The 10,188-nt window shown below is 36.6% G+C and carries 8 protein-coding genes, 1 tRNA gene and 1 other RNA gene; all 10 read right to left on the reverse strand.

The genetic code is table 11. The annotated features are described in order from the left end of the window. Positions 1-498: 498 nt before the first annotated feature. Positions 499-1,095, reverse strand: a complete 597-nt coding sequence (gene recR, locus JVU85_RS09830; protein WP_002510513.1) for a recombination mediator RecR — start codon at positions 1,093-1,095, stop codon at positions 499-501. A 4-nt stretch (positions 1,096-1,099) separates the two neighbouring features. After that, positions 1,100-1,417, reverse strand: a complete 318-nt coding sequence (locus tag JVU85_RS09835; protein WP_002510514.1) for a YbaB/EbfC family nucleoid-associated protein — start codon at positions 1,415-1,417, stop codon at positions 1,100-1,102. An 88-nt stretch (positions 1,418-1,505) separates the two neighbouring features. Next, positions 1,506-3,230 (reverse strand): DNA polymerase III subunit gamma/tau, encoded by a 1,725-nt coding sequence (gene dnaX, locus JVU85_RS09840; RefSeq protein WP_204172380.1) that lies wholly within the window; start codon positions 3,228-3,230, stop codon positions 1,506-1,508. Between the two features lie 56 nt (positions 3,231-3,286). After that, positions 3,287-3,820 (reverse strand): GNAT family N-acetyltransferase, encoded by a 534-nt coding sequence (locus JVU85_RS09845; RefSeq protein ID WP_204172382.1) that lies wholly within the window; start codon positions 3,818-3,820, stop codon positions 3,287-3,289. 263 nt (positions 3,821-4,083) lie between these two features. Continuing rightward, positions 4,084-4,353, reverse strand: an RNA gene (gene ffs / locus JVU85_RS09850) — signal recognition particle sRNA large type. 99 nt (positions 4,354-4,452) lie between these two features. After that, positions 4,453-5,178, reverse strand: coding sequence for a trehalose operon repressor (treR, locus tag JVU85_RS09855; protein WP_021459291.1), 726 nt, complete (start codon positions 5,176-5,178; stop codon positions 4,453-4,455). A gap of 22 nt (positions 5,179-5,200) precedes the next feature. After that, positions 5,201-6,835, reverse strand: a complete 1,635-nt coding sequence (treC, locus tag JVU85_RS09860) for an alpha,alpha-phosphotrehalase (RefSeq protein ID WP_021459292.1) — start codon at positions 6,833-6,835, stop codon at positions 5,201-5,203. 93 nt (positions 6,836-6,928) lie between these two features. Continuing rightward, positions 6,929-8,356 (reverse strand): PTS system trehalose-specific EIIBC component, encoded by a 1,428-nt coding sequence (gene treP, locus JVU85_RS09865; RefSeq protein ID WP_193325411.1) that lies wholly within the window; start codon positions 8,354-8,356, stop codon positions 6,929-6,931. Between the two features lie 209 nt (positions 8,357-8,565). Further along, positions 8,566-8,658: transfer RNA gene (locus JVU85_RS09870), tRNA-Ser, on the reverse strand. Between the two features lie 60 nt (positions 8,659-8,718). Then, the gene (locus tag JVU85_RS09875; RefSeq protein WP_021459294.1) at positions 8,719-10,182 is read right to left on the reverse strand and encodes a glutamate synthase subunit beta; all 1,464 of its coding nucleotides are present in this window, start codon (positions 10,180-10,182) and stop codon (positions 8,719-8,721) included. Between the last annotated feature and the right edge of the window lie 6 nt (positions 10,183-10,188).

Genomic DNA, 10,188 nt, shown 5'->3' on the forward strand with positions numbered 1-10,188 from the left:
TAAAATACTAATTTGTGTTTTATCTCTAACACATTTAAACCAACGATCTTGTCGTTGCGTTTGGAATTATAGTTGACATATTGCGATTCATTTTTCAATGTTCATTCGTTCAAGTTCTTTCGAACACAAGAATTAATTATACTCTCTATAACTCAAGAAGTCAATAGCTTTTTAAAATTAATTTGAGTGTTAATTTGTGTTGTTATCGTGTTGTTTCGCTCGACAAGTAAATACTATACAGGGTTTTCAAGGTGTCGACAACAGTAAAATTTACACTCCTCTCACTCAATACCAACTCAAAACAGCCAATAACCAAACTTATATTGGGTATTTTCGTTTTTAGTACGCTTTTTCACGTTATATTACTAAAGTCTTCTAAAGTTATGAACTTTAAATGTTTAAAAACCAAACTTTAAACTTTTTTAAGTTTTTTACAAAAAAAGACATCACCTTAAAAAGGATGATGTCAAAACTCGTTTTTTCTATATAAATAACTATTTACATCTCTGTTCTTCCCATTATCGCTTTCGATAAAGTGACTTCATCTGCGTACTCTAAATCTCCACCCACAGATAATCCTTGGGCTAGTCTTGTAACTTTTATGCCAATAGGTTTCACTAAACGAGAGATATACATCGCTGTAGATTCACCTTCTAAGTTTGGATTCATCGCTAAAATCAATTCTGTCACACCTTCGTCTTTTAAACGATTAATTAATGTTGGGATATTGATATCTTCTGGTCCAATGCCATCCATCGGAGATATCGAACCATGTAAAACATGGTATAGACCTTTATATTCACGCATTTTTTCCATAGCGATTACATCTTTATCATCTTCTACTACACATATAATTGTTCTATCTCGCTGTTTATCTTGACAAATATAACATGGGTCTTGTTCTGTGATATGGCCACATTCACTACAATAAGTTAATTCTCTTTTTACATCTACTAACGCTTTTGCAAATTGTACAACGTCGTCTTCTTTCATATCTAATACATGAAATGCCAGACGTTGTGCCGTTTTAGGGCCAATGCCTGGCAGTTTCATGAAACTGTCAATCAGTTTAGAAATCGGTTCAGGATAATGCATGGGATCACATTCCAGGGATGTTTAAGCCTTGAGTGTGTTTGCCTAAGCGTTCTTGAGTTAACTCATCTGCTTTATTCATAGCTTCATTCGTAGCAGCAATCACTAAGTCTTGTAACATTTCTACATCGTCTGGATCAACCGCTTCTTCTTTGATAACCACGTCTACAACTTCTTTATGGCCTGTTACAGTAACAGTAACCATGCCGCCTCCTGCTGTACCTTCAACGCGTTCTTCTTTTAACTTTTCTTGTTCTTCGCCCATTTTCTTCTGCATTTTTTGCATTTGTTTCATCATTTGTTGCATATTTCCGCCACCGCGCATAATGTATATCCTCCTTAGTGTATTAATTATAATTTATATAATTATGCTTTCCTAATATTATACATGCCTTTATATTTATTGTCATGTATCACTCTTCGTCAATAACATTGACTGTATTTTCGCCAAATAAGTCTTTTGCTTTTTGAACGACGTCTACTTCCTCTGACGTATCAGCTGTATGTTCACCTTCTACAGAACTTGTTGTTTCGTCAGATTGTCCGGACTTTCTATTTTGTAGATACTCAGAGCGTACACGCATCCATTGATCAGAAGGTACACCTACTACTTTGACTGTTTTATCTATGATGTTGCAGACTACATTTTCAATATTAGCCCTTTTATCATCATCTTTATTTACAATTTCACAATGTATTTCTTCTTCGAATTTAATCAGTACATGTGTTTCACTTGCCGCTACTGGCTCTGAATTTTGCAATAGACTTACGAGTGATTTCATATCATTCGTTTTGGCATGATCCACAACTTCTTCCCAATGACCTTTTAAGAGTTTGATATCATCTTTATTCGCTTTATCTAACACTTTAGCTATTTGTTGCATAGAGAAAGTATTTTTAGATTGTGCTCCTCTGCTAGGCGCTTGTTTTTTAGTCGATTGTGTAGGAGCAGCAGTTGCTACGCCTTGGGCTTTCAATGTTTTCAATTCATTTTCTAATTGTTCCATTCGTTGTAATAACACATCGTTATTTGGTTCAGCTGCTACACTTGTTGTCGCCACGTGTTGCACAGTAGTAGCTTGTCCTTTAATCATCTCTGATAATTTCACCAACAGTACTTCGAAATGTACATTTTGATTCACGCTGAAACGTATCGACACTAAAGTATCATTAATCACATCAATCATTTGATATAAAGTTTCTAACTCAAAGCCCATTAACGCGTCATATTCTACAGTTGATTCAGAAGTTTTATTCATTATCGTATCACGCACAAAATAAATCATATCGTTAATCAAACGATTGACCTCTTTACCATCAGATACAAACTGGTGATACGTAGTAAAAGCTGATTTAACATCGCCATCAATTATTTCTGTGAATAATTGGTTTAATGAAGCCTCATCAACACTTCCTGTCACATTCAGTGCATCTTGAAGCGTCAAGTGTTCATCTCCAAAGGCTATCGCTTGGTCCATGATACTCAGCGCATCTCGCATACCACCTTCAGAAGTTTTAGCAATGAAAGTAAGTGCTTCGTCGTCATAATCAATTTCTTGTTCTTCAGCAACAAATTTCAAGCGCTCTACGATTTCTTCTTCATTAATAGCCTTGAAATCAAAACGCTGCGCACGTGAAATAATTGTAGGTGGTATTTTATGCGGCTCTGTTGTAGCCAAAATAAATATCGCATGCGCTGGAGGCTCTTCGAGTGTTTTTAATAATGCATTGAAGGCACCTGTCGTTAACATGTGAACCTCATCGATAATGTAAACTTTATACTGTGATTCACTTGGAGCATATTTTACTTTATCTCTAATATTTCGTATTTCATCTACACCATTGTTACTCGCCGCATCAATCTCAATAACATCTGAATTGGTACCTTGTGTAATACCTGTACAGATCGCACATTCATTACACGGCTCACCATCATCATTATGTTCACAGTTGATTGCTTTCGCAAACACCTTTGCAATACTCGTTTTCCCAGTACCTCTTGGGCCACTAAAAATATAAGCATGGGATTGCTTTTGTTTTGAGATAGCATTGCGCAATGTTTTGGTGACATGTGTTTGACCTACTACGTCACTGAACGCTTGTGGTCTAAACATTCTATATAAAGCTTGATAATTCACTTTCGCACCTCCATTTACATCCGTTCATTATTATATCATTGAATTTTCGTTCATGGCTATCCATTAAACGCATCTGAATATACGACTTTTCCTCGTGGTGCTGTCTGCGCATCTTCTGCAATAAACTTCACCATAAAATAAGCTGACGGAAGCTCAAATGGCGAATAAATCCCATATTGCTCCGCTTCCTCATATCCTAAACGTCCATAGTAATCTGGCTCACCTAGTACAATAATTGTATCATAGCCTTGAGCAGCAGCCCGTTCTTCGCCTGCTTGCACTAAAGCTTTGCCAATACCTTGATTGCGATAAGGTTTTAATACAGCTAGTGGTGCTAACGCTAATGCGGTATAAGTTGCTTGTTCACTCACAATTTTAATCTCCGATAATAGAATATGCCCTACCACTTCACCATCATCATTTTTAGCTACGACTTCAAGCTCATAATTATAATTTGCGTCACTACGAATACGTTTTACTAATTCTTGTTCATCGTGGTTGGATTCTGACACATCTTGAAAGGCTTCTACTATTGTTTGTAAACTTGCTTCATAATCACTTTCAGTTAAAGTACTTAAATATATCTGCATATCTTCCCTCCGTACAGCTATCGTTTATGTACATACTACACTATTTCTTTCGATATACCTATATATTAGCTAATGAATAAAAGGGAGTGGGACAGAAATCTGATTTTGAAAAAAATGATTTCGTCGTCCCACCCCNNAAAAAAGCTCGGTTTGAAGCGCATTTTCAATGCAGTCAGCTACTGCCAATATGAAAAGAGACTAGGACGAATCAATATTGTCCCAGCCTCAAAATTTATGTAAATGTATAATTTTTAATATTAAAACCGTGCACCTTTGCTTCGAATAAGTATCACAAACGTTACCAAAGTCGACAGCTAAATCTCGGCAACCCTACGGCACATATGATGATCCACTTAATGCTGCTTCCGTCAGGACCTGACATGATTCATGGGTTCATATTGCATAGGACCGAAATCTTCAAACACTACGTGCTTTGGGCAGACTTCACAAAAACGTACCCTTAGCAAAGGAATTAAGTCTCGCGTAAAGCGGATTTCGAGTACAGGGAACCGCTACCTCCCCACCTAGCACGGCAAACTTTATATTACTATAAAATCATTAATTAATGCAAGCTAAACGTTTAAAATGCCTTAATAATTTTTTACACAGTCTTAAAGTATATTGCGCATTTGTTATAATTTGCGACGCCGTGAAAAGTCATTAAACCTAAATTCAGTCGCTATATGTTTAGACACAGTATATTGAAAACGTTCTGTATTTTTTAAATGTACGACGCCTCTAACTGTGGCCGTATATGGTGGTTCGACTGGACCAAAAACACGTTTTTCTTGCTCACCAAACGCTTCAAAAGTAATAGATTTATTAGCATAACTTATCTCTAAGCCTAATGTTTCTTCAATGTGTTGATAAATTGATTGTTGTGCAATATCTAAAGTTATTTTTGGAATGATAGACTCGACTAAATAATCTTCGTCTAAAATTTTAACTTGGCCATTAACCGTTCGCACTCTAACTATATGCCATAGTTTGGCACCCAGCGCTAATCCTAACTTGTCTTTAACCATTGGAACATCGCTTGCTGGAATAAGTTCTAATTTCAGAACTTTTGTCGCGTGTTTGAGTGCGCGTTCGTTTTTCACTTCATTAAAGCTCATTAAATCTGCAAATGGGAACTCAGTTAGCTGTTGATAAATGACAATGGATCCTTTGCCTCTAATTTTTTGAATCATGCCATCACTCACTAACAGATGCAAAGCTTTTCTTACTGTTTCACGTGATGCTTGGTAAGTTTGCACTAAATCATTTTCTGACGGAATTTGATCACCGTATGACAAACTTCCATCTAATATCTCTTCTTTCAATGCTTCATATATAGTTATAAATTTTTTCTTCGTCATAACAGCCAACTCTTTTACTTAATTATTGAGCGATGACTACCGCTCCAAAACCACTTAATATATTATGCTGTATCTCACCATTTTGTACAATATATTCTCCATCAATATTCAAGTCATCTGGTAAGGCAACAGACTCTTTAGAGAAGTTCGCTATAACTAACCACGTTGCACCTTGATAATGGCGTTTGTATACAAACAATTCATTATGGTCCATATAAAGAGGCTCTATACTACCGTACGTAATAATATCGTTGTTATGGCGTAAGTCAATTAACTTTTTGTATGTGTGTAATACTGAGTTCGGGTCGTTAATCGCCGCTTCTACGTTGATGACATCGTAGTTATTAGGAATATCAATCCATGGCGTACCTGAAGTAAATCCTGCATTAGCTTCATTTGTCCATTGCACTGGTGTTCTAGCATTATCTCGTGATTTTTGCCCTAAAATTTCAATGATTTCATCTTCAGCATATCCGTCTTGTTTCATTTTACGATAAGCGTTGAGTGATTCTACATCTCTATACTGACTTATGTCACTAAAGTACGGATCAGTCATGCCGATTTCTTCGCCTTGATAGATATAAGGTGTACCTTGCAACATATGCAGCACAATTGCCAACATTTTAGCACTACTTTGATGCAATTCTGGCGTTGAATCGTCCCCAAATCTAGAAACTACACGTGGTTGGTCATGGTTACACCAAAAAATAGCATTCCAGCCGCCACCTTCATATATACCTAATTGCCACTCCATCAAAATTTCTTTCAATTTAATGAAATCTAGTTTAGCATTCGACCATTTTTCGCCATCAACATAATCTACTTTCAAATGATGGAAATTGAAGACACTACTTAACTCTTGTCGTTCTGGATTCGTATACTTAACACAATTATCGATAGTCGTAGATGACATTTCTCCTACCGTCATCATCGGTTTATCACCAAAAGTACGACGGTTCATTTCATGTAAATACTCATGTACACGTGGCCCATCTGTATAAAATTCTTTACCTATCTTGTCAGAATCTTTAAATTCACCTTTTGAAATCAAATTAATTACATCAAAACGAAAACCATCAACACCAAAATCAATCCAATGATTGATCATGTCATATAGTGCATCACGTACAGCCTTATTATCCCAATTCAAATCAGCTTGGGTAACATCAAAAAGGTGTAAATAATACTCATCTGTGTCAGCGTCATACTGCCATGCATTACCTCCAAATTTAGATTCCCAATTCGTAGGAGGCTGTCCATCTGAAGATTTTCTAAAGAAATAGTAATCTCTATACTGACTGTCTTTCGCCGAATACGCTTGTTTAAACCACTCATGTTGGGTTGACGTGTGATTAATTACAATATCTAACATAACCTTGAGATCGCGTTTATGTGCTTCACTAATTAGTGTTTCAAATTCTTCGATTGTTCCAAAACGTTCATTAATCTTATAGTAATCGCTAATATCATACCCATTATCATTCATTGGTGATTCATATATCGGCGTCAACCAAAGGTAGTCAACACCTAAATACTGTAGATAATCCAACTTTTCAATTATGCCATTAATATCTCCTTCACCATTACCCGTCGTATCATTAAACGATTTTGGATAAATTTGATAAACAACCGACTTTCTCCAGTCGTTATGTGCCATAGTACATTCCACCTTCTTTTATTATTAAATAAAAACTCGCTATAAACGTACTAGCGAGTTTAATTTTCACTTGATATTAATTCAATTACCTACTTACTCTTCTACTAATTCTTTCGTATTATCTTTCGCAAACTTAGAAAAGATAATAGTTAAAATAAATGGTACGATCATTGCAATGACAGTACATATTAAGTACACAACCCAAAAATCTTTTTGAATAGAAATGAACGCTGGTACTCCACCTACACCAACATTACCTAACACACGACTAGCGCCAATAAAGGCACCTAAAATACATGATGTTGTAATAGCTGCAATAAATGGATATTTCAATGGTAAATTGACACCGAACATTGCAGGTTCTGTAACACCTAAAAATCCTGAAACTCCGGAAGTTACTGCAAGCCCTTGTTCTTTGGCCATTTTACGTTTTTTGTAAATATACCAAGCACCGAAAGCTGCTGAACCTTGACAAATATTTGAAATTGCTACTATCGGCCAGAGGTAAGTACCTCCTAACTGACTACCCATCAATTGGAAATCTACTGCCAAGAACATATGATGTAAACCTGTAATTACAAGTGGCGCGTATAATAATCCATAAATGGCACCACCTAACCAACCTGCATGTTGGAAAATAAATGTAACAGCACTAGTAATGCCTCCACCTATCCATAATGCAAGTGGGCCTATGACGATAAATGCTAAAAATCCTGTAATTAACAACGCTACTGGTCCTACTACTAACATCTTAATAGAATCGTGCACACGTTTGTTAAGGAATTTTTCAATTTGAGCTAACACATAAGCTGCAAGTAAAATCGGTAACACTTGACCTTGATAGTTTAACTGTTTAATCTCTAATCCAAATAAATCCCACGTTGGAATATTACCTTTTGCAATATCATATTGCGATACTAATTGTGGATTCATCAAAACTAACCCAAGTACTAACCCAAGAATTTGACTTCCGCCAAACACTTTCATACTGCTCCAACCAATTAAAGCTGGTAAAAACGTAAATGCAGTATTGGCAATAACATTTATGATATCAGAAATATCACCGAGTTGCGGAAACTGCTTAACTAACGGATCTGGTCCGAATAAATCTTCCATCGTCAATAAGTTGTTAATCCCCATTAACAAACCGGCTGTAACAATGGCAGGTAAAATAGGTATAAAAATATCACCTAATAATTTAATAAGCCTTTGTACTACATTACCTTTTTTGGCAGCAGCAGCTTTGGCATCATCTTTTGATGCTTCTGTTTGCCCCGTTTCTTCGATAAATTGACTATAGACTTCATCAACAGTACCTGGACCGATTACTATTTGATATTGATTGTCTGCTTTAAACTGTCCTTTTACTAATTTATTATCACTTAACTTGTCCTTATCTACTTTAGCATCATCTTTTAAAACCAATCGTAAACGCGTCACACAATGTGTGGCAGTGTCAACGTTGTCCTTTCCCCCAATTGCTGCAACAATATCTTGAACATCCTTTTTATTTACAGCCAAGATAGATCACTCCCATTCACTTAATCTTTATAGAAAGTATACATGTATAGACAAGTTATGTAAAGGTTTTCATTTTATTTCTTTCACTTTACTGATAACAATGGGTATAAGAGCTATCTTATGAGTTTTAGACAAATAAAAAAGGCAAATATTCAATAACAACTTGAATACTTGCCTTTTGTATCTATTAGTCTTGGATTACTTCTTAATGGCGGAGGAAGAGGGATTCGAACCCCCGCGAGCCGTTAAGCCCCTGTCGGTTTTCAAGACCGATCCCTTCAGCCGGACTTGGGTATTCCTCCAAACGAACACAACATCAATGATATTATAGCCCGTTTCAAAAGTCAATATAATTTTTATAGCTATACTGGCGTTTTCTCTAGTAAGTAACTGTTTACAGCATCCGCTACAGCTCTGCCTTCTTGAATCGCCCACACTACTAAACTTTGACCTCTGCGTGCATCACCAGCAGCAAAAATTTTGGCTTGATTAGTTCTGAAATCTTTGTTGTCAGCCACAATTTTGTTGCGTTCAGTTTGTACATTAAACGCGTGGGGTACTGTAGTTTCTGTACCTATAAATCCAATGGACAACAATACTAAATCTGCTGGCCAGTGACGCTCTGTACCATCCACAATCATCATACCTTCATCAGTTTCTTCTAATATTTGAGTATACACTCCTTTGACGTTACCTATATGATCCACATCATAACGCATCGTTTGAACACCGTATGCGCGTGGCTCAAAACCAAATTTCGCTTCGTATTCTTTATGCGCATAATCCATCTTAAAGACCGGCATCGGTAATGGCCAATGGGTATTTTCTTCAAATTCAAAAGCTTCTGCTTGTTTCGTATATTTATTGAATTGGACGATAGATTTACAGTTTTCACGTAATGCAGTAGCTACACAGTCTGCACCTGTATCACCAGCACCAATGACGACTACATTTTTACCTTCAGCTGAAATCGTAGTTTCACTAATTTCACCATTTAAGTACTGTGCTTGTTCAGTTAAATAATCCATTGCAAAATGAATACCTTGGCCCATACGTCCTTCTAATGGTAGATCACGTGCGTTTTGCGAACCTGTACATAACACTATCGCATCATACGCTTCTGTTAAGTCTTCTTTAGAAATATCAACACCGATTTCTATGCCAGTTTGAAATTCGATACCTGATTGCTCCATCACACGAATTCTACGACGCACTACATCTTTATCTAGTTTCATATTAGGAATACCATACATCAATAAACCACCCGCTTCTTGTGCGCGTTCATATACCGTGACTTTGTAACCTAATTTATTCAACTCATCCGCCGCTGTTAAACCTGCCGGGCCACTACCCACAATAGCTACCCGTTCTTGTTTACGTTTTTTTGGTGGTGTAGGCTGTACCCAGCCATTTTCAAATGCTTCATCTATAATGGTACGCTCAATACCTTTGATTGCTACAGATTCACGATTAATTTTCATGACACATGATTGCTCACAAGGTGCTGGACAAACATAACCTGTAAATTCTGGAAAGTTGTTTGTTTCACTTAATCGTTCATACGCAGTTTTAAAATCTTTTTTGTATACCAAATCATTCCATTCAGGAATATAGTTACCAATTGGACAGCCTATCGTCTCACGACCGAAAGGCTCCCCCGTTTGGCAAAATGGCGTACCACAATCCATACAACGTGCACCTTGTACAGATGCCTCTTCCCGAGTAAATCTATGTTGTATTGCAGCATGATGCTTTAAACGATCAACTAATGACAACTCATCTAATTGTTGTTTGTCATAATTCATAAATCCTTTAAATTCACCCATGCAAAT

It is taken from the genome of Staphylococcus sp. GDY8P72P (genome assembly GCF_016890655.1).
In the GTDB taxonomy this organism is placed as follows: Bacteria; Bacillota; Bacilli; order Staphylococcales; family Staphylococcaceae; genus Staphylococcus; species Staphylococcus arlettae.